This is a genomic window from Novosphingobium sp. 17-62-19 (genome assembly GCF_002256775.1).
GTDB lineage: Bacteria > Pseudomonadota > Alphaproteobacteria > Sphingomonadales > Sphingomonadaceae > Novosphingobium.
In genome coordinates this window covers 1-20,504 of the sequence record NZ_NCII01000054.1, presented here as the reverse complement: position 1 = coordinate 20,504, position 20,504 = coordinate 1, and the positions used below count along the sequence as shown (strand labels likewise).

The window sequence follows — 20,504 nt, the reverse complement described above, 5'->3', positions numbered from 1 at the left end:
TAGCTATGTCACGCGGCATGGCAACGTGTGCGCCTGCAAAAGGCGCTTGAATCAAGGGATGAGCCGTTCGATGGCACGCAAGTTTTTCGGCACCGATGGCATTCGCGGCCGGACCAATGCCGGCGTGATGACCGCCGCCACCGCGATGAAAGTGGGGCAAGCCGCTGGCACCTATTTTCAGCGCGGCGATCACCGCCACCGCGTCGTGATCGGCAAGGACACGCGGCTATCGGGCTACATGATGGAATCGGCGATGGTCGCCGGATTCACCTCGGTGGGCATGGACGTCGTGCTGCTCGGCCCGATGCCGACGCCCGCCGTGGCGATGCTCACCCGCTCGATGCGTGCAGACCTCGGCGTGATGATCTCGGCCAGCCACAATCCGTTTGAAGATAACGGCATCAAGCTGTTCGGCCCCGATGGCTACAAGCTGTCAGACGAAGCCGAACTGGCCATCGAAGCGCTGCTGGGCAAGGAACTGGACCTTGCAGACGCCACGCAGGTCGGTCGCGCCCGCCGCATCGAAGATGCACGTGGCCGCTATATCCACGCCGTCAAAGGCAGCCTGCCCGATAACGTCCGCCTCGATGGCCTGCGCATCGTGCTCGATTGCGCAAACGGCGCGGCCTATCACGTCACCCCCTCGGCGCTATGGGAACTCGGCGCTGAAGTCATCGCCATCGGCGTTGAACCCAACGGCAAAAACATCAACCTCAACGTCGGCTCCACCCACCTAGATGCGCTGAAAGCCAAAGTGCGCGAAACACGCGCCGATATCGGCATTGCGCTGGATGGCGATGCCGACCGACTGATCGTGGTGGACGAGAAATGCCAGACGGTGGACGGGGACCAGATCATGGCTCTGATCGGCACGCAACTGCACGCACGCGGCGAATTGCGCGGCGGCGGGGTGGTCGCCACGGTCATGTCCAACCTCGGCCTTGAACGACACCTAAATGCACATAAACTGCACCTAGAGCGCACTGCGGTGGGTGACCGGTACGTTCTGGAGCGCATGAAGGCGGGCGGATTCAACGTCGGCGGAGAACAGTCGGGCCACATGATCCTGACCGATCACGCAACCACCGGAGACGGCACTGTCGCCGCGCTGCAAGTCCTCGCCGCGATGGTTTCCAGCGGAAAACCTGCCAGCGAACTGCTGCACTGCTTCGATCCGGTCCCGCAACTGCTCAAGAACGTCCGCTTCTCGGGCGGAAAACCCTTGGAAGACAAAGCGGTAAAGCAAGCCATTGCCGAAGCCGAAGCGCGCCTTGCGGGCAAGGGCCGCCTTGTGATCCGCCCCTCCGGCACCGAACCCTTGATCCGTGTCATGGCCGAGGGTGACGATGCGGGCGAGGTTGAAGCCGTGGTCGACGAAATCTGCAACGCCGTACGGAAGGCCACGTAAATGCTTGAAATGCGGCCCGATTGTGAACGCTGCGGCACCGATCTTCCGGCCGAAGCGCCTGGCGCGTTCATCTGCTCGTTCGAATGCACCTTCTGCGCCGAATGCGCGGATGCGCTCGATGATCGCTGCCCCAATTGCAGCGGCGAACTGATGGACCGCCCAACGCGGGCCAAGGCGCTGCACGCCAAGCATCCGCCATCTGTCACGCGCAAGTTCAACGGCTGAGATGCAGCCCCCTCGCATTCTTTCCATTGCAGGCTCAGATTCCGGCGGAGGAGCGGGAATTCAGGCCGATATCAAAACGATAACGGTGCTCGGCGGCTATGCCATGACTGCCATCTGCGCCTTGACCGCGCAGGACACCACCGGCGTCCACGCGGTCCTGCCGGTTGATCCGGCAATGGTCGCCGCGCAGATCGATGCCTGCGTGAATGACATTGGCGTCGATGCGGTGAAGATCGGAATGCTCAGCTCACCCGAAATCGCCGCCATCGTGGCCGACCGGCTGGAAAAGCTCGCCGTCCCCATCGTGTTTGATCCGGTCATGATTTCCACCAGCGGCGCGGCTTTGGCGGATTCAGCGACAATTGCGGCGTTCGAACGGCTCATGGCCATCGCCACGCTGACCACCCCGAATGTGCCCGAATTGCAGGCACTTGGTGGCGATGCTGCCATGCGCACACGGGGTATTTCCTATATCGCCAAGGGCGGCGATGCCGATGGGTCGGAAGTGATCGACCGCCTCTTAGTGCCCGGCCAGCCTGATCGGGTGTGGACCGCACCGCGCATCGTCACGCGGCACACCCACGGCACCGGCTGCACGATGTCGAGCGCCATCGCCACCTTTCTTGCCAGCGGTGCCTCGCTGGAAGACGCGGTTGAAGACGCGCGCGAATTCGTCCGCGCCGCCCTGCTGGCCGCACCCGGCTTTGGCGCAGGCCACGGCCCGCTTGGCCATCAAGCGGTGCGCTGAACGCTCAACTCAGCAATCGAGATCGTAGAACTTGACGATGTGCGCCCAGGCCTCGTCCGCCGTTTCAACCGGCGTGAAAAGCTCCAGATCGTCAAAATTGATGACGCCTTCCTCGGCCAGCGCCTCGAAATTCACCACCCGGTTCCAGAAATCCTTGCCGAACAACAGGATCGGAATGGGCTGCATCTTGCCGGTCTGGATCAGGGTGAGCAGTTCGAAGAATTCATCAAACGTGCCGAACCCACCCGGGAACACCGCCACTGCCCGTGCCCGCAGCAGGAAATGCATCTTGCGCAGCGCGAAGTAGTGAAACTGGAACGACAGATGCGGCGTGACATAGCTGTTGGGGGCCTGCTCATGCGGCAGGACGATATTCAACCCCAGCGATTCGGCGCCCACTTCGTCCGCCCCACGATTCGCCGCCTCCATGATCGAAGGCCCGCCGCCCGAACAGACAACAAACTGCCGCTTGCCATCTTCCACCACACCACACTGGCTGGCAATCCGGGCAAGCTGCCGTGCTTCCTCGTAATACTTCGATTTCGCGACCAAACGCTCAACCACTGCCTTGCGCTCAGGCGTCGTCGCTGTGCTCAGCGCCGCTTCGCCCATTTCGGGCGAGGGAATGCGCGCCGATCCATACATCACCAGCGTGGAGCCAATCTGTGCCTCATCCAGCAGCATTTCGGGCTTCATGAGTTCCAGTTGGAACCGCACAGGCCGTAATTCCTCGCGCAGGAGGAAATCGGTATCGCGGAAGGCTAGCCGATAGGCCGGATCCTGTTGCTGCGGGGTGGTTCTGGGCTGGCTCTCGACGAAGCCGGCTTCCTGCTCGGCCTTGTAGAACTTGCGCTTGGTCAGCTCGTGCTGCTTTTCTTCTTCTGTCATGCCACCCTAAGTCGGGCCAAAGGACAAAAAGCACAAGAGGGGGCCATCCGCCGTCCACTGGCAGCAACAAAACAACAAATTGTGAAGGAAATGCGGTATTAGGTAGCAAGCGCACAAAGCGATACCTAGCCGACACCGTGCCCAGCCACCTACCCTGAGCGGCATGGGTATATCGAACTTCAAACAATCACTCGAAAAGCGCTACGCCGCCCTCACCGGCGAGCTTCAAGCCACGCAGGCCAACATCGACCGCATCAAGCGCGAAGTGGACAGGCTGGACGAACTGGAAGCGCGCATCTCCGAATTGGAGGCGCTGATCGCCGGCGCTGAGATGCTGCTTCGCGACGCACATCCGGACTGGAAGCCGGAAGATACACAGCCAGTCCAACCTTGGACTCACTTGTTGCCTGTGCCGTTTGGTTCATGCGGCCGACGCGGCATGGAGGTCTTGCGGAAGGCGGATCGCCCTATGACGGTGCGGGAGGTGGCGCTTGAAGTGCTCCGGGAGGTGGGCTGTGAGAGCCCGGATCGCGCGACGATCCAGCGAGCTTTCAACGCGATTGAGGCCTCCTTTCGGAAGCACAGAGGGAATACCCTCGAATCATCCGGTAAGTACCCGGCCCAATGGCGCACGGTCGTGAAAACCGACCATGAATTTGATATCTAACGCCGTTGAGTGTTCATTCAAAATAACGGTGAGTATAGTTTAAGTATATATCCGCGAGTCCGAACGACATTTTAAATAAAAATTGCGGAGTCAACACAAAATTTGTTGACTGACTCTCTTTCTCGGAGATATGAGGGCGGCTGTCGCCAGAAACGACAAAGCCCCAAGCTGTTGACGCAGCTTGGGGCTTCTAACCCCCACCCTTATCTTACAAGGGAAGGAGATTTCTTATGCGCATTATCCGCGCTTCGAGGGCTTTTTACTTGCGCCTGTAGGCGGAGTCCAGCATTTTCTTCAATCCAAGTGCAGTGTTTTGACGCCCATGGCGTTTAGGCACTCAAACAGAAATGCGGCTGTGAAGGAACCTCGGCTTACCTTGTTCCGCAGGTTGGCTTCGGTCTCCTTCACTCCACCTTCTGCCAGCATTCTCACCAAATCTGCATAGCTCACGCCTCTTCGGGTCATCTCCGCCCGAAGTAACCCCTTCGCGTATGCTGGCCAATCTGTCACAGAAATATCCTTTATGATGCCAACGTCATCACATTTGATGCGAATCCAGTTGACCTGCTTGGACTAGATCATCATATCCGATGCGAACGTAACGCATTGGAGGGTGAGTCGCAGCATTTTCTTCTCTCGGCACAGGCACGAACGCTTGATCTCAAGCGCGTAGCCCGCATGTCCGAAGAAGAGGGCTGGGAGGCGTTCGTCAAAATCCGCTTCGCTGAGAACGAAGGAGAACCCTTCTGCCCGCGCTGCGCTTGCTCAGCGCTTTATTCGATCAAGACGCGCCGCAAATGGAAGTGCAAGGCCTGCAACTTCCAGTTCTCCGTAACTTCGGAAACGATCTTCGCCAGTCACAAGCTCCAATTTCGCGACATTTTGTTCGCAATCGCCCTGTGGACGAACGGCGCAAAAGGGATGAGCGCTCTCCAGCTTGCGCGTGATCTGCATGTTCAGCCGAAAACTGCCTTCGTTCTGCTGCACAAGCTCCGTGAAGCTCTGGGTACTCTCCAGCACGAGCAAGGCTTGTCCGGTGAAGTCGAGATAGATGGCGCGTATTACGGTGGCTATGTGAAGCCTTCAACGAGGGCCGAGCATCGCCGGGATCGGCGCAAGCTTGCCAATCAGTCAGGCAAGCGCCGGTGCGTCACCGTCATGCGTGAGCGCAATGGTCGGACCCGGCCGTTCGTGTGTAGCGAACTTGAGGGGGCGAAGCTGGCACCTACGGTCATCGGCAGTGGGAGCATCATCTACGCCGACGAGGCGAAAAGCTACGATTCCCTGCACGCCTTGTTTGAGATGCGCCGTATCGACCACTCGAAGAGCTACGCGGAAGGCGAAATCTCGACCAACCAAGCGGAGTCCTTCCATTCTCGGATGCGGCGTAGCGAGAAGGGCGTTCACCATCGGATCGCCCATCACCTTGCGCCTTACGCCAATGAGATGGCGTGGCGTGAAGACAACCGGCGCGTATCGAACGGAGAGCAATTCCTGACGATTGCGGCGGCTGGTCTGCACCACCCGGTGTCACGGCAGTGGAAGGGCTATTGGCAGCGCCGGAAAGAGGCAGCGTGATGGCTGCTTTCCGTATCCACCTTATGGGCCAGAACCAGCCCCTTGATATTGATCTACCATGCCGCGATCTTACCGAACTCATGACCGACGCCTCACGCGCCAAGTTCCTCATCGGCCACCTGACAGCCGCCGACGAGGAAGGGGTATGTCGGGGAGTCATGATTGCGACGTGCCGCATCCAGTGCGTGGTCGAGGTCAGCTAACCTATTCGTAGCAACGACGACGAGTTCGCGAAAACTCGGCCACAGCGTTGTAATAGGCTGTCATCTGCTCGACATTTGCTGTGATAGGTTGCTCAGGTTCGAGCAAGACGATGCCTCTGACGTACACGAACGGCTTAAACCCCACGTAAGCACCAAGGGCGTTCTTCCCGTTTACCTCGCCGCAAGTTGCGCTCGATCCTTGCATGATGTTGCGGAACTCTGCACTGGAAGGGTCGCGGAGCTTGGAGGCCACGGCGTTTTCGATATCGCCGTAGCCCTTCTCCAGTACACCACTCCCAAGCACGGCATAAGCAAGTAGTGCTGCAACGAGAACGACGCCTAAACCTTTGATCGAATCATTCATCGCTTTTGCTCGATGTATTTCGCACCGCAGTCCTGTTGTTCGGAATCTGGTAGAACATCTTTGATTGCTGCGTTGGTCTCAAGGCAACTCTCGTAAAGAAACTTCTGATTTCCTTCGATCAGATCATTCGTCTCACTTATTTCCCCATGGCCTTGGAAAATGATGACCCCGATCAGTAATCCTAGGATCGCTAGAGATGCTATTTTTCGATTGTTCATGCGTAGCCCCGCGTTCGCCCCGGCTGGAGCCGGGACGGTTAGTCACGCGCGAACACGGGGTAGCACGCCCCGCATATTCAGCCTTGCGGCCTATTGTATTCTGCGGGCCGCCCGACAGAGCGGACCCGTGTTCAGTGCGCGATGCACACCCCGCGCCGGTGACTAAGCCATTGCGAGGTGAATGATCTTTAGGCGCACAGGATTGACATTTCAATCGAAATGGTTTATCATCGCGAATTCGAATTGATCGCGAGGTTGTGATCTTCGTAAGGGCAGCGCGGGGCGCAGCCCGCCTTCCCACAACAAAGCAACCAGCACCTGCGAAGGGTTGGTCCTGAGGTAATTTCTATGACTATGACAAGTGAGCGGTTGAAGCGCCGCTTCCGTGAGCTTGGCGTCGGCTACATCGGCGGCGCTGAGAATATGACGGATGAAGAGCTTATTCAGGCTGCTGCCAAGCTGAATAAATGGGCTCGCGATCGTCTTGACGAAGGACGGCCCCTTCTTCCCGCCAATGTATGTACAGGGTGCTTTCGCCCTCGTGAGGAACATGCAGAGGGATGTATTCTTTGATGAATCGGTCGCTCCATGTCATAACTTCTATATAGACATGGAGCTTGTTGTCCGCTGTCTTGTAAAAACGTCCCGAACACATGCCATTTCGGACATTGCCGAGATTACACGACTGTCCATCTTCGAGCCACGCTCCGGCTCTGGAAAAGGGATTAGAAGCGAGCCGTTGCCGGGTAGAGAGGTTGAGGGTTGATTAGTGCTGGTCATATGAACGCATTTACGGCCAAGTCACTACCATTCAGTTATACCGGAACACGCCTACCACGATCGCCGCTTAATCAGGTCGTTCGGAGATTTCATTGCGTCCTTGGTTGCCTGCGGAAGTGCGTCCCACGCGTTCTGCATGGCGACCTTCTCATCGTGGTATCTCTTCAAAAGCATCATTATCTTTTCGACGCTAGGCCAAGCACCTGCATCCGTTGAGCGGGCATCAGAAGTCATCGTCGCTTCCATCGGCAAGCCGATCGGCTGATTTGCAAAGATGAATCGATCAGGAGAGTCCCGTAGCACAGACCCAACGGACCCAATCACGTCCACCATCTGCTTGAGTTCTGCGAGGGTATTGGAAAATTTAGTCCGTGCAGTGAGGTAACCTTCCGCTGACATGGCGAATCTCTCCAACCTGATAAAGCGGGCATTTTGTTCACCAAGCGTTCCCATGTCTAGTCGGAATGGGTGCTTATCCTCAGGTTGGTGCCTTTTTAGGCCTGCCCTTGATATGGAGCAGGAAACAAGGCTGCAACGCGCTCTGCTACGCATCCAACAATCTTGGTGCGCTTGCTACCTAATACCGAGGAAATGGATGCCCCGCGAGGATTCGAACCTCGATAGACGGAATCAGAATCCGTAGTCTTACCATTAGACGACGGGGCAGTGTGAGGCGCGCAACTAGGGGGCGCGTCGGCTCAAGTCAAGCCGGGGAAATGGCATTTTTGGGCGCTGGCCTTGCGGGCCGGGCGTTGCGGCGCTAGCATTGGCGCCAAGTACCCGGCAGGCATTATGCGGCGCGGGAAAACATAAGCGAATATGTGACATGGCGGGATCCATTCCGCCGACCAGTGGGCAAGGCGCGCGTTTCGGCAGGAAGAAGGGGCAACGGAAAAAACCCCGCAAGCCACGCAGCAATGCCGGGAACAGTGTCCCGTCCGGGTCGGCAGGCAAGACGCAACCGCCCGCATCGTGCGGAGGCGGCAGCAATATTGATGCAATGGCGGCAATGCCAGCCGCATCTGCGCCTGATATGGTTATGCCAACACCGCCTGTGGCAGCGCTTGATCGCCCTATGGCGTGGCAAAAGCCCTTCCCTCACTACCGCCAAGCCTATGCCGCAATCGATCTTGGCACCAACAACTGCCGCCTGCTGATCGCGCGGCCATCAGGCGAACACTTTGTGGTGATCGATGCCTTCAGCCGCGTGGTGCGGTTGGGCGAGGGATTGGCGCAGACCGGACGGCTGTCTGACGCGGCGATGGATCGCGCACTGGGCGCGCTGCACGTCTGCGCCGACAAGCTGCGCAAGCGCAACGTCCACCTCGCGCGCTCTGTAGCGACGGAGGCCTGCCGCCGCGCCACCAACGGGCAGCAGTTCATTGACCGGGTGCTGGAAGAAACCGGCATCCATCTGAACATCATTACCGCGCAGGAAGAGGCGCGGCTGGCGGTGCTGGGCTGCCACATCCTGCTGGAACAGGGCACCGGCCCCGCCATGATCTTCGACATTGGCGGCGGATCGACCGAGATGGTGCTGGTGGAAACCGGCGAAACCGTGCCCCGCATCCTTGATTGGCAATCGGTCCCTTGGGGCGTGGTTTCCTTGACGGAAAGCATTGGCGCCATTGCCGATGATCCACACGCCCGCGCCGCTGCCTATGCCGAAATGCGCCGCCGCGTGGACGAAGGCTTTGCAGACTTCTGCGAACGCGTCGGCCCCATGCGCAGTGCCGCGCGCGGCGAAGGGCGCATCCGACTGCTGGGCACCAGTGGCACGGTCACCACGCTGGCCAGCGTCCATCTGGAACTGCCGCAATATGATCGCCGCGCGGTAGACGGCCTTGTTGTTCCGGCCGATTCGATGCGCGATATAAGCCGCCGCCTTGCCACCATGACCCCGGCCGAGCGCATTGCCCTGCCCTGCATCGGGCGCGAACGGTCAGACCTTGTCGTGGCAGGGTGCGCCATCCTTGAATCGATTATCGACATCTGGCCCGCAGACCGGCTTGGCATCGCCGATCGCGGCATCCGCGAAGGCATCCTGCGCAGCCTCATGGCCATCGGCGCAGACCCGCGCAGCCCCAAACGAACGGAAGCAGCATGAGCAGGTCTGACAAGAATCCCCACGAGCGGCTGAAAACCGCGAAGGGCCGCACCGCATCTTCCGTCCGCTGGCTCTCGCGCCAGTTGAACGACCCTTACGTCAAACAGGCCCGTGTCGAAGGCTGGCGCAGCCGCGCGGCCTTCAAGCTGATCGATCTGGATACGAAGTTCACCCTGCTGCGCAATGCCAAACGCGTGGTGGACCTCGGCATTGCGCCGGGTGGGTGGAGCCAGGTGGTGCGCAAAAAGGCCCCTGCGGCCAAGATCGTGGGAATCGATCTGTTGCCCACCGACCCGATCGAAGGCGTGACGATCTTCCAGATGGACTTCATGGCAGATGAAGCGCCGCAAGCCTTGCTGGATGCGCTGGACGGGCCGCCCGATCTGGTCGTGTCCGATATGGCCGCCAACACCGTCGGCCACAAGCAGACCGACCACTTGCGCACGATGGGCCTGGTGGAAACGGCGGTGGACTTTGCCGTGCAGACGCTGGCACCGGGCGGAGCCTTCGTGGCCAAAGTCTTTGCAGGCGGCACCGATACCGAACTGCTGGGCATCCTGAAGAAGAACTTCACCACCGTGAAGCACGCCAAACCGCCATCCAGCCGCAAGGATTCGTCCGAATGGTATGTGATCGCGCAAGGGTTCAAGGGCCGGGCCGAAACCCCGCCGGAGTGACGCGTTAACCGGTCGGGCCGCAGGCGTCATAGAACGGGACTCAGGGCAAACCCCTATGTGGCGCGGCGTGACGTTGTGGTTATCAGGCCGTTAACCCGACGCTTACCGAGAACCACCCGATGACTTTCCTTCGCAACCTGCTGCTTCCTTTCGCGCTCCTCGGCTTCTCCGGCGGGGCGGCGGCGGAAGGGGATGCGGCAAGAGGATGGTCTGCTGACTGGAAAGTCATCGGCGTGGCGCAAGATCGCACTGAAGTGCTGGTGCGGCGCGAATCGGTGCAGGACGTGCCACCCAGCGCCGAGCGCGCTTTTGCCGTGCGGCAGGTATGGGCTGGATTCGACTTCGGCGGAGCCAGTGCGCTGGATGCCGGGCGCAAGATCGTGCTGTTCCGCTACGATTGCTCTGCCCATCGCGTGCTGATCGCCGCCGCAACCGATTACGCCGCCGATGGCGCGCTGATTGCCCGCAACGCGGTGGAAGCGGACCGTGCCGACCTCTACGAACCCGTAGAACCGGAAACGCTGAATGCGGCGATTATGGCCGAGGCCTGTCCGGTCTGACTATCAGAACACCCATCAAAAAAGCGCCGGGAGCCAAGCTTCCGGCGCTTTCTCAATGTCCTGTGGCAGCAAAATCAGGCCGCAGGTGCAGCCTCGCTTGCGGCGGCATCAGGGGCCGCTTCGCTGGCGGCTGCATCTGCCGGAGCTTCAGCAGCAGGTGCGGCTTCGGCAGCGGGCAGCGGCAGGTTGGAGCCGAGCGAGTTGAGATAGAGAATCACGTTGGCGCGGTCTTCGCCCTTGGGCAGGCCTGCGAACGACATCTTGGTGCCGGCAGCAAACGCCTTGGGGTTCTTCAGCCACGCATCAAGGTTGGCGAAGTCCCAGTTGCCACCGTGTCCGGCAAGGTCTGCCGAATAGGCGAAACCGGCAACGTGCTTGCCAATCGGCTTGCCCACGATGCCATACAGGTTCGGGCCAATGCCGCTTGCGCCGCCTTGATCGGCGGTGTGACAGGCCTTGCACTTGGCAAACACGGCCTGACCCTTGGCAACATCGCCAGCAGCCAGCAGGTTGGGCAGCGGCACTTCAGCCTCGCCACCAGCGGCGGCTTCTTCTTCAACGCCTTCGATCACATAGCCCATTTCATGGGGGCGATGAGCTTTGTCAGCCAGGAAGTAGTGTCCCGAAAGGCTGGAAAGCCCCAGAGCCACGATGCCCCCGAACAAGGTCCATCCGGCGATGGTATTGAAGCGGTCGTCCATTTAGAAGCCCCATAGGCGCACGCCGACACCTTGCCGACACCCGCGCGAGTTGGGGCACGCTCTAGTGAGCGCCATGCCGCAACGCAAGATGGTTTCATCCCCAAAAAAGCAATGTCGCTTGCCGGAAAGGGCGCAGCAGCTTAACGCGCGCCCATCATGCAGAGCTATCCCGCCCCCGCGCTCGCGCTTGTCGAGCAGATGGCCGCCGCCGCCACCGCTGATCCGGCCCGCGCGGTTTCGTTTCAGGGCGCGCCGGGTGCAAACTCGCACCGCGCCGCGATGGAAGCCTTGCCCGATTGCCTGCCGCTGCCGTGTTTTTCTTTCGAAGATGCGCTGGATGCGGTGAAGGAAGGCCGTGCGGGGCAGGCCATCATTCCCATCGAAAATTCGCAGCACGGGCGCGTGGCCGATATCCACTTCCTGTTGCCGGAAAGCGGATTGTCGATTGTTGGCGAGCATTTCGTTGAAATTCACGCGAGCCTGATGGCGCTCGGCGATGGCCCGTTCACCGCGGCGTACAGCCACCCGCAAGCACTGGGCCAATCACGCTTTTATCTGCGCGAGCGGGGCATCGTGCCGATGAGCTATCCCGACACCGCAGGCGCGGCGGCATTCGTGGCAGAACTGCGCGATCCTGTTGTGGCCGCACTGGCCCCGCGCATTGCGGCAGAACTCTATGGCCTCAAGATCATCGAGGACAATGTCGAGGACGCGCATGACAACACGACGCGCTTCGTGATTCTCTCAAAGACGGCGCTCGATCCGGCCAGGATCACGGTCCCGGCCATGACCACTTTCGTGTTCGAAGTGCGCAACATTCCTGCCGCGCTTTACAAGGCGCTGGGCGGCTTTGCCACAAACGGGGTCAACATGACCAAGCTGGAAAGCTACCAGCGCGGCGCGAGCTTTGCCGCGACCGAATTTTTTGCCGATATCGTCGGCGCGCCGGGTGAGCGTGCGGTCGATCTGGCACTGGAAGAGCTGGGCTTCTTCGCCAAGGATCTGCGCATTCTTGGTACCTATCCAATGGAGCGCATCCGGGGCTGATGCAGTTGCGCTTGAACCGGGTTGACGCGCGTGCAAGGTTGCATGGGTGACAGTCGGGGCGGCAGCAAATTCTGTGAACGAAGACGCTGCGTCAGCCGAAGAGGCTTGGCGCTCGGTCCGTGATTCGTCCGACATCCAGTTCGCCCCCATTGCGCCCGATCCTCCGCCACAAACGCCTGAATGGATGAAGATTCTGGGTGAATGGCTGGAATGGCTGCTGTCCCCGCTGGGGCGGCTGCTGGGCGGCAGTTGGGGCGTTATCGAACTGCTGCTGATGATCGGCGCGGGGCTTGGCGTCGCATGGATCGCTTGGTCGCTGCTCTGGCCACTATGGCTGGCGCGCAAGGGACGCGGCACCGTGGCCGCGCCGGAATGGACGCCGCCGCGCGAAGAGGCGCTGGCCCTGCTGGAGGACGCCGACCGGCTGGCCGCGCAAGGGCTGTTCGCAGAGGCTGCGCACCTGCTGCTCCAGCGCAGCGTGGGCCAGATCGCGCGCGCACGGCCCGATTGGCTCAAACCTGCCAGCACCGCGCGCGAGATTGGCGCGATTGAGGGCCTGCCTGCCGAGGCACGGACGGCGTTCGGCACTATCGCCACGCTGGTGGAGCGTGCCCGCTATGCTCTACGGCCGTTGGGGGCCGAGGATTGGTCCACCGCGCGCGCCGCTTATGCCCGCTTTGCGCTGGAACCGCTGGGAGCGAAGGTTTGAGCGCCGCGCCCTCTCCATTCTCAAGGGGCACGGTGATCGGCATGTTGCTGGTCGGTGCGCTGGCTTTTGTCGCACTGCTCTGGTTCCTTGGCAACGATACTGGCGGCAGCGGCAACAACGGCGGCGCGCATGTCGGTGGCAAGGGGCTTAACGGCTTTGCCGGTCTCGCCCAGATGCTCGAGGCCGAAGGGCTGGACGTGCAGCGCCTGCGCAACCGCCAAACCATCGAAAGCGCTCCCGGTCTGCTGATCCTAACCCCACCCGCCGGGGCCGAGGGCAAGGAAATCGCCAAAGTCGTCGAAGCACGGCGCTACATCGGCCCGACGCTGGTCATCGCGCCCAAGTGGTTCGCGATGGCTGCCAATTCCACCAAGGCAAAGCGCGGCTGGGTGCAGATCGTCTCCACCGGCCTGCCGGAATGGCCCGGCTTTGCCGACAACGTCACGGTGGAACTGAGCAACGACAAATTGCCCCCTGCTGGCGGCTGGCGCGTGGGTGAGCGGCGCGGAAAGCTGCCCGATGACAAGCAGGTGGAGAGCGGATCGGGCAAAGGGCTGGTGCCCATCGTCAATGCCGGAAACGGCAAGATCCTTGCCGCGTGGCTGGACGATGATGGCTACTATCCCGGCCTCAACGATTTCGCCGGGATCGACCCGGACTATGGCGGGGACGACGAGGATCTCTATCCGGTGGTCATGGTGTTCGAACCGGACCTGCTGGACAATTGGGGCCTTGCCGACAAGGCGACGGCGCTCATGGCCCGCGATCTGGTGCTGGCGACGGCGGATGATCGTTCGATGCCGATCGCTTTTGACATGACATTCAATGGCTTCGGCGCAAACCGGAACCTGCTGACGCTGGCCTTTGAGCCGCCCTTCCTTGCCGCCACGATCTGCCTGCTGCTGGCCGCGCTGGCAATGGCATGGCGCGCGCTGCATCGCTTCGGCCCCGCATTGGCGCAAGGGCCGGAAATCGCGATGGGCAAGGCCGCGCTGGTCGCCAACGCCGCTGGCCTGATCCGCCGCGCGGGCCGTGTCCACCTCGCCGCCGCGCCTTATGCCGATGCTGTGCGGGAGCGGATCGCGCTGGCGCTGGGATTGCCAAGAGGCCTTGCGCCTGCCGAGATTGAGCGCCTGATCGATGTGGCGCAGGAAAGGCGCAGCGTTTCCGGCCCGACATTTTCCAGTGCGGCCCGGCACTTGCGCGATGCGCGCAAACCGCATGACGTGACCCGGCGCGCGCTGGTTCTGCAAAATATAGAAAGGCTTCTGAAGTGAACCAAAATGCACCTAGAATGACCCTAGGCGGCCTTGGCGCGCTTTCCGCCGCCATCCGGGCCGAGGTTGGCAAGGCTGTGGTGGGTCAGGAACAGGTGCTAGATCATCTGCTCGTCGCGCTCTTCGCAGGCGGCCATGTCCTGCTCGAAGGACCGCCCGGAACCGCCAAGACGTTCCTTGCGCAAACCTTCGCCGCCACGCTGGGTCTGGACTTCGGCCGCATCCAGTTCACCCCCGATCTGATGCCGGGGGACATCCTCGGCTCCAACCTGTTCAACTTCCAGACCAGCCAGTTCACACTGACCAGAGGCCCGATTTTCCACGAACTGCTGCTGGCCGACGAAATCAACCGCACCCCGCCCAAGACGCAGGCCGCGCTGCTCGAAGCCATGCAGGAACGCCGTGTGACGCTGGATGGCGAGGCACACGCCCTGTCCGACCGCTTCATGGTGGTGGCAACGCAGAACCCGATCGAGAGCCAAGGCGTCTATCCGCTACCCGAAGCGCAGCTTGACCGCTTCCTGTTCAAGCTGCTGGTCGAATACCCCTCTGCTGAGGAAGAAGCCCGGATCGTCACCCGCTATGGCGAAGGGCGCGGCGCGCCGAAGCCTGCGGATCTGGGCGTTTCCGCCGTGGCCGATGCCGCGCAGTTGAAGGCGGCGCAGGCTGCGGTGGCTGCGGTAACGATGGCAGAATCGGTGGTCGACTATGTCGTCCGGCTGATCCGCGCCACGCGCGAAAGCAGTGATCTGGTGGTCGGCGCAAGCCCGCGCGCAGCGGTGCTGCTGGCAGGCGCCGCACGGGCGCGGGCGGCGCTGGATGGCCGCGAATATGCGATTCCCGATGACGTGAAAGCACTCGCCACCGCCGTTCTGCGCCACCGCCTGATGCTCAGCCCGGCGGCAGAGATCGAGGGCAAGCAGGTGGAAGCCATCGTGGCCGCGCTGGTTGAGGGCACGGAAGCGCCGCGTTGAACAGGCCGCCCGCCCTTCTGCCAACAGGCCGCGCGGTCCTGCTGATCGCAGGGCTGGCCCCGGTAGCGCTGTTGCTGGCCGCAGCAGCCCCCGGCGCATGGATCGCCGCGCCTGCACTGGGCGGAGCGCTGCTGGTTCTGGTGCTGCTTGATGGACTGTTCGCCGGATCGCTCGACGATCTGCGCGTGGTGGTGCCCGGCGATGCCGAAGTGGGCGAGACGGCAAGACTGACGGTCATGGCCGACCTATCGCGCACCGCACCGCGCGCGCGCCCTGAAGCGGTGCTGGAATGCGACCCGCGCCTCAGCGCTGGCGGGCGCATCGCCCTGCCGCTGGCCTTTGCCGACGGCGCATGGAGCGGGACGACCCAGCTTGTGCCCAACCGGCGCGGCACCGGCGCAGTAACGCGCGTATGGCTGCGCTGGACCGGGCCGCTCGGCCTTGCGCACCGGCAGGCGAACCGCGCGCTGAATGCCGAAGTCCGCGTCTGGCCCAACATCGCCCCCGTGCGCAGCCCGGCACTGCAAATCTTCCTGCGCGACGCTCAGTTCGGCATGATCGCGCGGCGCATCCGGGGCGAAGGCACCGATTTTGAAGCGCTGGCCGAATACGAACCCGGCATGGACCGCCGCCGCATCGACTGGAAAAGCTCGGCCCGCCACGGACGGCTCTATGCCAAGGAATACGAGGTCGAGCGCAACAACCAGATCGTCTTCGCGTTCGATTGCGGGCAGGCGATGTGCGAGCCGATCGAGGGCCTGCCCCGGATCGACCGTGCCGTCACCGCCGCGCTGACCACCGCTTATGTCGCGCTGAAAGCGCAGGATCGCGTCGCCCTGTTCGGCTTTGCCGCGCGGCCCGAAGTCGCCACGCCCTTCGTCACCGACAGCCGCGATTTCGCCCGGCTGCAACGCGCCGCCGCCAAGCTTGATTACCACCCCGGCGAGCCGAACTTCACGCTGGCACTCTCCACGCTGGCCGCGCGGTTGCGGCGGCGTTCGCTGGTCGTGCTGTTCTCCGACTTTTCCGACCCCACCAGCGCTGAACTGATGGTGGAGAACGTGGGCCGTCTGGTCGACAAGCACTTGGTCCTGTTCGTGGTGATGACCGACGCCGAACTGGCCGGAATCACCACGGCGGACGTCACAGACATGCAATCAGTGGCCGAAGCCGTCACCGCCAGCAGCCTGATCCGCCAGCGCGCGCTGGTGCTGCAGCGGTTGCGGCATCTTGGCGTGCGCGTGCTTGAAGCGAGGCATGACCAGATCGGCACGCGGCTGCTCGACGCCTACCTTGCCATCAAGCGCGAAGGGCGGATCGGATGAACGCGGTAACGACTGGCATCGCCCAACGCATCGGCGGCTGGTTCTCCAAACCGTCCGAAACTGTCGTTGCCGCTGAACAGGCCGCTCTGCGGTCAGACCGGTTCCGGCTGGAGCGCGAGGCGGACTGGAAACGGCTCGATGCGATCCTGAAGCGCATGGAAGCAGGCCGCACGCGCGGGCTTTCGGACGAAGATCTGCTCGCCCTGCCCACGCTCTATCGCACGGCGGCCTCCAGCCTTTCGATCGCGCGCGAAACCTCGCTCGATGCCGCGCTAGTCGGCTATCTCGAAGCGCTCACGCAGCGGGCGTGGTTCCTAGTCTATGGCCCGCGCGCTTCGCTGTGGTCGTGGTTCCGCGGCTTTCTCGGCGGCGGGTGGAGCGCCAGCGTGCGCGGGCTTGGCGTGGATCTGCTGATTGCGCTGGCGCTGATGGTGGCAGGAACGGTGGTCGGCTGGTTGCTCGTCGCGTCCAACCCCGAATGGTACTATTCGCTCGTCCCCGGCGGATTTGCCGATGAACGGGTTCCGGGCGCGAGCAGGGAAGTTCTGCGGGGCACGCTGTTCGGCAATCAGGACCAGGATGGCATGAGCGTGTTTGCCGCCAGCCTGTTCAGCAACAATGCGCAAGTTTCGATCCTGTGCTTTGCGCTGGGCTTTGCCTTCGGGCTGCCGACGATGCTGCTGCTGATCCACAATACTGCGCTGCTGGGGGCAATGCTGTGGCTCTATCACGGGCAAGGCCTGTTGCTCGATTTCGTCGGCTGGCTTTCCATCCACGGCACGACCGAACTGTTTGCGATTCTGCTGGCCGGCGCGGCGGGCATTCACGTGGGGCGGTCGATGGCCTTTCCGGGCAACCTGCCGGTGATGGATGCGGCGGCCGCAGCAGGCCGGCGCGCGGCGCAAGTGATGACCGGGGTGGTTTTGATGCTGGTCATCGCCGCTTTGCTTGAAGGCTTCGCGCGCCAGATGGTGGATTCCACGCCATCGCGTCTGATCGTGGGCGGGTTCATGCTGGTGCTGTGGACCGGTTATTTCTTCGCCTTCCGCAGGGGTGTGCGCTGATGACGATTGCCCTGAAAATACCCTTCCGCCGCCGCGGTGAAACGCAAACCGGTCCGGTCCGCGCCGATGGTGACAAGCGGCGGCGCATGGTGGTCTCGCCCGAAGGGGTGCCGATCCCGTTCATGCTGGCATCGCGGGGATCGCGGGCCGCGGCGCTGTTCCTTGATCTGTTGATGATTTTCGGTGCCATCATCGGCTCCACACTGATTCTGGCCTGGATCGCCAATGGCATCGGCTTTAATTTCAACAAGGAGGATGGCCCCGCTGGGCGCGCGATGCAGGCGCTGGTGATCGTGTGGGTGGTGGCAATGTTCCTGTTCCGCAATGCGTGGTTCCTGTTCTTCGAACTCGGCCCGCGCGGAGCAACGCCCGGAAAGCGCATCTGCGGCATCCGCGTGGCGGCGCGAGCGCGCGGGGTAAACGGCGGGCGACTCACGACAGAAGCGGTGATCGCGCGCAATCTGGTGCGCGACATCGAACTGTTCATGCCGCTGATCTTCTTCATTTCCGCCAGCGTGGAAGGTGGCGACACCAAAATGGCCGGTTGGGCTGGCCTCGGCTGGTTCCTGATCTTTGCGCTGTTCCCGTTCTTCAACCGCGACAGGCTGCGCTGTGGTGACATGATTGCAGGCACGTGGGTGGTGGAAGCGCCAAAGACCAAGCTTGAAACGGCGCTTTCAGTAGGTGGCGCGGCGCGCGGGCATTCGCAGGAGACCGGCGCGCAATACCGGTTCAGCGATGCTGACCTTGCCATTTATGGCGAGTATGAACTGCAGGTGCTGGAACGCGTACTGCGCGAAAACCGCGCCGATGGCTTGCGCGATGTGACCGAGGCGATCTGCCGCAAGATTGGCTGGAATGCCGGTGCGGGTGATGAACGCGCGTTTCTGGAAGCCTACTACGCGCAGCTTCGGGCGCGACTGGAAACAGGGATGCGCTTCGGCAAGCGCAAGGCGGACAAGCACAGCGAAAGGGCCTGACGATGGACTTGCGATTCGTGGAGGACGATCTTTCGGGCAAGCCGATACGCGAGTTGGTGGCGCTGCACCTTTCAGGAATGCACGCGCATTCCCCCGCCTGCAAAGTTCATGCGCTGCCGGTGGAGCAATTGCGCCAGCCGGGCGTGACGTTCTTCTCGGCATGGGCAGGCGAAGAATTGGCGGGAATGGGCGCGATTCGCGAACTGGATGCTACGCATGGCGAGCTGAAATCGATGCGCGTTGCACCGGAATGGCTGGGCAAGGGTATCGGCGAGGCGATCCTGCTGCACTTGCTGGGCGTGGCGCGGACGCGCGGATATGGCCGTGTCAGTCTGGAAACGGGGCAAGGTGCGGCGTTTGAACCTGCGCTGGGTCTTTATCGCAAGCATGGCTTCGTCAATTGCGACGCCTTTGCCGACTACGTGCTGGATGATTTCAGCCAGTGCCTCACTCTGCGGCTGACGTAGGTTCATCAGCAGGCGGCTCGGCCTCACCCCAGGTCAGCGTCCAGCCCGGAAAGGCGATCTGAAGCGCCGCGAGGGTGGAATCCGGCAGCGGTTCTGCCGAGAACACGCGGGCCGAGCGGCGTTCAGGATCGACCAGAACTGCCGCGCCATCGGCATCGACAATCCGCGCAAGCGTGGCACGCAGGCGAGTGACTTCTTCCTTGCGCGAACGTTCGGTGGCGATGGCATCTTCCAGCGCGCGGCGAGCATCGTCAGCCTCAGGCGTGCCGCTGCGGATCTGCACGAGGCGGACATTGACATCGCGACCGAGCAGGCCCTCAACGCGGTCTGCAAAACGGTCTTGCAGCCCTTCGTTGTATGCGGGCGCCATCACCACGGCATCGACTTGCGCAGGCGTTCCGCCAAGGTTGCTGTCGAGCCGGTCGATCCGTGCCCCCGGCCCTGCCAGTTCCTGCAACTCGCGGTTGATGGCCGATTGCGCGCGTGCCTCGCGCACGTTGGCGGCAAGACGCAGGCCAAGCGGGATGGCCAGAGCGATCAGCGCCACAAAGATGCCGGTGGTCTGCGCCCAGCTTTGGCGCGGCGAAAGCTGCGTGCCGAAACCGCGCACGCGCGCAGTGATCGTGGCCATCAGCGCTATGGCCGTAGCATTGGTGATGAACAGCAGCAGCGCACCCCAGGCATAGTCCATGCGCAAAGTGGCGATGGAAAAGCCGACGACAGCAAGCGGCGGGACCAGCGCGGTGGCAATGGCAACGCCGACAAGACTGATCGCCTCGCGCCGGACAGTGGCATAGGCCCCGGCGATACCGCCGAACACCGCAACCAGCAGGTCGAGCAGGTTCGGCCGCACGCGGGCAAGCATACTGGGCGTTACATCCTGAATCGGAGAAATCCAGGTCAGGACAATGGCGATGAGGATGGCCAGAACCATGCCCGCGCCCAGCGATTTGGCAGCACGGCGAAGCAGGGCGAGTTCGAAAATGGCAACACCGAAGCCGAAGCCCATGATCGGGCCGAGCAGGGGCGAGATCAACATCGCGCCGATGATGACCGGGGCCGAGTCCATCAGCAGACCGACATGGGCAATGGCCGTGGCGAGCGCCACAAGCATCAGATAGGTGGGAGTGAGGCGCGCGCCGCGAGCAATGGATGCGAGAAGGGCCGCACGGCCGTGACTTGGCTTCGGTCCTGCCTCGCCTACGGACTTTGCAAGACGAACGGCCTTCACGTTCTCACCCATCAACGCACCTCAACTAACCCATTTGGAGTGTTTCCCCGGGGAAACACTCCAGCGTGGTACTTGGATCAAAGCTTGCCGGTGAGTTCCGGGACCAGCGTGAAGAGATCGCCGACGAGGCCGATGTCGGCGACCTGGAAGATGGGGGCGTCTTCGTCCTTGTTGATGGCGATGATGGTTTTGGAATCCTTCATGCCCGCAAGGTGCTGGATCGCGCCGGAGATGCCGACCGCGATGTAAACTTCGGGCGCCACGATCTTGCCGGTCTGGCCGACCTGGTAGTCGTTGGGCACGTAG

Annotated in this window: 25 protein-coding genes and 1 tRNA gene; 17 read left to right on the top strand and 9 right to left on the bottom strand. The window is 62.0% G+C overall.

What is annotated here, in order from left to right; genetic code table 11:
• Window positions 1-70 precede the first annotated feature (70 nt).
• The 3 genes from glmM to thiD are packed head-to-tail and all read left to right on the top strand — an operon-like array spanning window position 71 to window position 2,381.
• Entirely contained in the window at window positions 71-1,408 is a 1,338-nt protein-coding gene (gene glmM, locus B7X90_RS11260; RefSeq protein ID WP_292624508.1) for a phosphoglucosamine mutase, read from the top strand.
• On the top strand, window positions 1,409-1,633 hold the full coding sequence (locus B7X90_RS11255) for a DUF1272 domain-containing protein (protein ID WP_292624507.1): 225 nt from the start codon (window positions 1,409-1,411) through the stop codon (window positions 1,631-1,633). It begins immediately after the preceding gene.
• Window position 1,634: 1 nt separating this feature from the next.
• Complete coding sequence (thiD, locus tag B7X90_RS11250) at window positions 1,635-2,381, top strand: bifunctional hydroxymethylpyrimidine kinase/phosphomethylpyrimidine kinase (protein WP_292624505.1); 747 nt, start codon at window positions 1,635-1,637, stop codon at window positions 2,379-2,381.
• 9 nt (window positions 2,382-2,390) lie between these two features.
• Here the strand turns inward: thiD and B7X90_RS11245 are convergent, their stop codons facing one another.
• Window positions 2,391-3,269 carry an LOG family protein gene (locus tag B7X90_RS11245; protein ID WP_292624503.1) on the bottom strand — a complete coding sequence of 293 codons (879 nt, stop codon included), beginning with the start codon at window positions 3,267-3,269 and terminating at the stop codon, window positions 2,391-2,393.
• A gap of 163 nt (window positions 3,270-3,432) precedes the next feature.
• On the opposite strand from B7X90_RS11245, the gene B7X90_RS11240 reads away from it, so the two are divergent.
• Window positions 3,433-3,936, top strand: coding sequence for a hypothetical protein (locus tag B7X90_RS11240; protein WP_292624500.1), 504 nt, complete (start codon window positions 3,433-3,435; stop codon window positions 3,934-3,936).
• Between the two features lie 294 nt (window positions 3,937-4,230).
• On the opposite strand, the gene B7X90_RS18375 is transcribed toward B7X90_RS11240, so the two are convergent.
• The gene (locus B7X90_RS18375; protein WP_366409684.1) at window positions 4,231-4,446 is read right to left on the bottom strand and encodes a DUF6471 domain-containing protein; all 216 of its coding nucleotides are present in this window, start codon (window positions 4,444-4,446) and stop codon (window positions 4,231-4,233) included.
• Window positions 4,447-4,542: 96 nt separating this feature from the next.
• Between B7X90_RS18375 and B7X90_RS11235 the strand changes: the two genes are divergently transcribed.
• The gene (locus B7X90_RS11235; RefSeq protein WP_292624498.1) at window positions 4,543-5,514 is read left to right on the top strand and encodes an IS1595 family transposase; all 972 of its coding nucleotides are present in this window, start codon (window positions 4,543-4,545) and stop codon (window positions 5,512-5,514) included.
• Window positions 5,514-5,717, top strand: a complete 204-nt coding sequence (locus B7X90_RS11230; protein WP_292624496.1) for a hypothetical protein — start codon at window positions 5,514-5,516, stop codon at window positions 5,715-5,717. Before B7X90_RS11235 ends, B7X90_RS11230 begins: the two co-directional genes overlap by 1 nt.
• A gap of 1 nt (window position 5,718) precedes the next feature.
• Here the strand turns inward: B7X90_RS11230 and B7X90_RS11225 are convergent, their stop codons facing one another.
• The 4 genes from B7X90_RS11225 to B7X90_RS11210 all read right to left on the bottom strand — a co-directional run bounded on the left by B7X90_RS11225 (window position 5,719) and on the right by B7X90_RS11210 (window position 7,745).
• The gene (locus B7X90_RS11225) at window positions 5,719-6,081 is read right to left on the bottom strand and encodes a hypothetical protein (protein ID WP_292624494.1); all 363 of its coding nucleotides are present in this window, start codon (window positions 6,079-6,081) and stop codon (window positions 5,719-5,721) included.
• 428 nt (window positions 6,082-6,509) lie between these two features.
• Window positions 6,510-6,851 carry a hypothetical protein gene (locus tag B7X90_RS11220; RefSeq protein ID WP_292624493.1) on the bottom strand — a complete coding sequence of 114 codons (342 nt, stop codon included), beginning with the start codon at window positions 6,849-6,851 and terminating at the stop codon, window positions 6,510-6,512.
• A gap of 279 nt (window positions 6,852-7,130) precedes the next feature.
• Window positions 7,131-7,532, bottom strand: a complete 402-nt coding sequence (locus B7X90_RS11215) for a hypothetical protein (protein ID WP_292624492.1) — start codon at window positions 7,530-7,532, stop codon at window positions 7,131-7,133.
• A 139-nt stretch (window positions 7,533-7,671) separates the two neighbouring features.
• Window positions 7,672-7,745 (bottom strand) — tRNA-Gln (locus B7X90_RS11210).
• A 409-nt stretch (window positions 7,746-8,154) separates the two neighbouring features.
• On the opposite strand from B7X90_RS11210, the gene B7X90_RS11205 reads away from it, so the two are divergent.
• From B7X90_RS11205 to B7X90_RS11195, 3 genes are all read left to right on the top strand, one after another.
• Window positions 8,155-9,186, top strand: a complete 1,032-nt coding sequence (locus B7X90_RS11205; RefSeq protein WP_366409685.1) for a Ppx/GppA phosphatase family protein — start codon at window positions 8,155-8,157, stop codon at window positions 9,184-9,186.
• A complete protein-coding gene (locus tag B7X90_RS11200; RefSeq protein ID WP_292624490.1) occupies window positions 9,183-9,863 on the top strand; it encodes an RlmE family RNA methyltransferase in 681 nt (226 codons plus the stop codon). Before B7X90_RS11205 ends, B7X90_RS11200 begins: the two co-directional genes overlap by 4 nt.
• A gap of 119 nt (window positions 9,864-9,982) precedes the next feature.
• Window positions 9,983-10,423: a hypothetical protein gene (locus B7X90_RS11195; protein WP_292624489.1), complete on the top strand. Its 441-nt coding sequence runs from the start codon at window positions 9,983-9,985 to the stop codon at window positions 10,421-10,423.
• Window positions 10,424-10,497: 74 nt separating this feature from the next.
• On the opposite strand, the gene B7X90_RS11190 is transcribed toward B7X90_RS11195, so the two are convergent.
• Entirely contained in the window at window positions 10,498-11,124 is a 627-nt protein-coding gene (locus tag B7X90_RS11190) for a cytochrome c family protein (RefSeq protein WP_292624487.1), read from the bottom strand.
• A gap of 156 nt (window positions 11,125-11,280) precedes the next feature.
• Between B7X90_RS11190 and B7X90_RS11185 the strand changes: the two genes are divergently transcribed.
• The 8 genes from B7X90_RS11185 to B7X90_RS11150 all read left to right on the top strand — a co-directional run bounded on the left by B7X90_RS11185 (window position 11,281) and on the right by B7X90_RS11150 (window position 18,967).
• The gene (locus B7X90_RS11185; RefSeq protein ID WP_292624486.1) at window positions 11,281-12,171 is read left to right on the top strand and encodes a prephenate dehydratase; all 891 of its coding nucleotides are present in this window, start codon (window positions 11,281-11,283) and stop codon (window positions 12,169-12,171) included.
• 73 nt (window positions 12,172-12,244) lie between these two features.
• Window positions 12,245-12,880, top strand: coding sequence for a hypothetical protein (locus B7X90_RS11180; protein WP_292624484.1), 636 nt, complete (start codon window positions 12,245-12,247; stop codon window positions 12,878-12,880).
• A gap of 41 nt (window positions 12,881-12,921) precedes the next feature.
• Entirely contained in the window at window positions 12,922-14,157 is a 1,236-nt protein-coding gene (locus B7X90_RS11175) for a DUF4350 domain-containing protein (protein WP_292624510.1), read from the top strand.
• 17 nt (window positions 14,158-14,174) lie between these two features.
• Window positions 14,175-15,131: a MoxR family ATPase gene (locus B7X90_RS11170; protein WP_292624482.1), complete on the top strand. Its 957-nt coding sequence runs from the start codon at window positions 14,175-14,177 to the stop codon at window positions 15,129-15,131.
• The gene (locus tag B7X90_RS11165) at window positions 15,128-16,456 is read left to right on the top strand and encodes a DUF58 domain-containing protein (protein WP_292624481.1); all 1,329 of its coding nucleotides are present in this window, start codon (window positions 15,128-15,130) and stop codon (window positions 16,454-16,456) included. The genes B7X90_RS11170 and B7X90_RS11165 overlap by 4 nt, the downstream gene beginning before the upstream one ends.
• Window positions 16,453-17,520, top strand: a complete 1,068-nt coding sequence (locus B7X90_RS11160; protein ID WP_292624479.1) for a stage II sporulation protein M — start codon at window positions 16,453-16,455, stop codon at window positions 17,518-17,520. The genes B7X90_RS11165 and B7X90_RS11160 overlap by 4 nt, the downstream gene beginning before the upstream one ends.
• Window positions 17,521-17,525: 5 nt before the next feature.
• Complete coding sequence (locus B7X90_RS11155) at window positions 17,526-18,500, top strand: RDD family protein (RefSeq protein WP_292624509.1); 975 nt, start codon at window positions 17,526-17,528, stop codon at window positions 18,498-18,500.
• A 2-nt stretch (window positions 18,501-18,502) separates the two neighbouring features.
• Window positions 18,503-18,967: a GNAT family N-acetyltransferase gene (locus B7X90_RS11150; RefSeq protein ID WP_292624477.1), complete on the top strand. Its 465-nt coding sequence runs from the start codon at window positions 18,503-18,505 to the stop codon at window positions 18,965-18,967.
• Here B7X90_RS11150 and B7X90_RS11145 read toward each other — a convergent pair.
• Together B7X90_RS11145 and B7X90_RS11140 are read right to left on the bottom strand one after the other, a co-directional pair.
• Window positions 18,948-20,210, bottom strand: a complete 1,263-nt coding sequence (locus B7X90_RS11145) for a TIGR00341 family protein (protein ID WP_292624475.1) — start codon at window positions 20,208-20,210, stop codon at window positions 18,948-18,950. The two genes, B7X90_RS11150 and B7X90_RS11145, sit on opposite strands and share 20 nt — an antisense overlap.
• A 65-nt stretch (window positions 20,211-20,275) precedes the next feature.
• A partial coding sequence (locus B7X90_RS11140; RefSeq protein ID WP_292624473.1) for an FAD-binding protein occupies window positions 20,276-20,504 on the bottom strand: 229 nt, incomplete at its 5' end.

Coding starts and splice junctions, on each gene's coding strand:
- B7X90_RS11225 (WP_292624494.1), bottom strand. CDS start 6,081: ATGAATGATTCGATCAAAGGTTTAGGCGTCGTTCTCGTTGCAGCACTA.
- thiD (WP_292624505.1), top strand. CDS start 1,635: ATGCAGCCCCCTCGCATTCTTTCCATTGCAGGCTCAGATTCCGGCGGA.
- B7X90_RS11175 (WP_292624510.1), top strand. CDS start 12,922: ATGTTGCTGGTCGGTGCGCTGGCTTTTGTCGCACTGCTCTGGTTCCTT.
- B7X90_RS11205 (WP_366409685.1), top strand. CDS start 8,155: ATGGCGTGGCAAAAGCCCTTCCCTCACTACCGCCAAGCCTATGCCGCA.
- B7X90_RS11240 (WP_292624500.1), top strand. CDS start 3,433: ATGGGTATATCGAACTTCAAACAATCACTCGAAAAGCGCTACGCCGCC.
- B7X90_RS11200 (WP_292624490.1), top strand. CDS start 9,183: ATGAGCAGGTCTGACAAGAATCCCCACGAGCGGCTGAAAACCGCGAAG.
- B7X90_RS11170 (WP_292624482.1), top strand. CDS start 14,175: ATGACCCTAGGCGGCCTTGGCGCGCTTTCCGCCGCCATCCGGGCCGAG.
- B7X90_RS11255 (WP_292624507.1), top strand. CDS start 1,409: ATGCTTGAAATGCGGCCCGATTGTGAACGCTGCGGCACCGATCTTCCG.
- B7X90_RS11150 (WP_292624477.1), top strand. CDS start 18,503: ATGGACTTGCGATTCGTGGAGGACGATCTTTCGGGCAAGCCGATACGC.
- B7X90_RS11190 (WP_292624487.1), bottom strand. CDS start 11,124: ATGGACGACCGCTTCAATACCATCGCCGGATGGACCTTGTTCGGGGGC.
- B7X90_RS11185 (WP_292624486.1), top strand. CDS start 11,281: ATGCAGAGCTATCCCGCCCCCGCGCTCGCGCTTGTCGAGCAGATGGCC.
- B7X90_RS11215 (WP_292624492.1), bottom strand. CDS start 7,532: ATGGGAACGCTTGGTGAACAAAATGCCCGCTTTATCAGGTTGGAGAGA.
- B7X90_RS11230 (WP_292624496.1), top strand. CDS start 5,514: ATGGCTGCTTTCCGTATCCACCTTATGGGCCAGAACCAGCCCCTTGAT.
- B7X90_RS11160 (WP_292624479.1), top strand. CDS start 16,453: ATGAACGCGGTAACGACTGGCATCGCCCAACGCATCGGCGGCTGGTTC.
- B7X90_RS11220 (WP_292624493.1), bottom strand. CDS start 6,851: ATGTTCCTCACGAGGGCGAAAGCACCCTGTACATACATTGGCGGGAAG.
- B7X90_RS11245 (WP_292624503.1), bottom strand. CDS start 3,269: ATGACAGAAGAAGAAAAGCAGCACGAGCTGACCAAGCGCAAGTTCTAC.
- B7X90_RS11145 (WP_292624475.1), bottom strand. CDS start 20,210: ATGGGTGAGAACGTGAAGGCCGTTCGTCTTGCAAAGTCCGTAGGCGAG.
- glmM (WP_292624508.1), top strand. CDS start 71: ATGGCACGCAAGTTTTTCGGCACCGATGGCATTCGCGGCCGGACCAAT.
- B7X90_RS11195 (WP_292624489.1), top strand. CDS start 9,983: ATGACTTTCCTTCGCAACCTGCTGCTTCCTTTCGCGCTCCTCGGCTTC.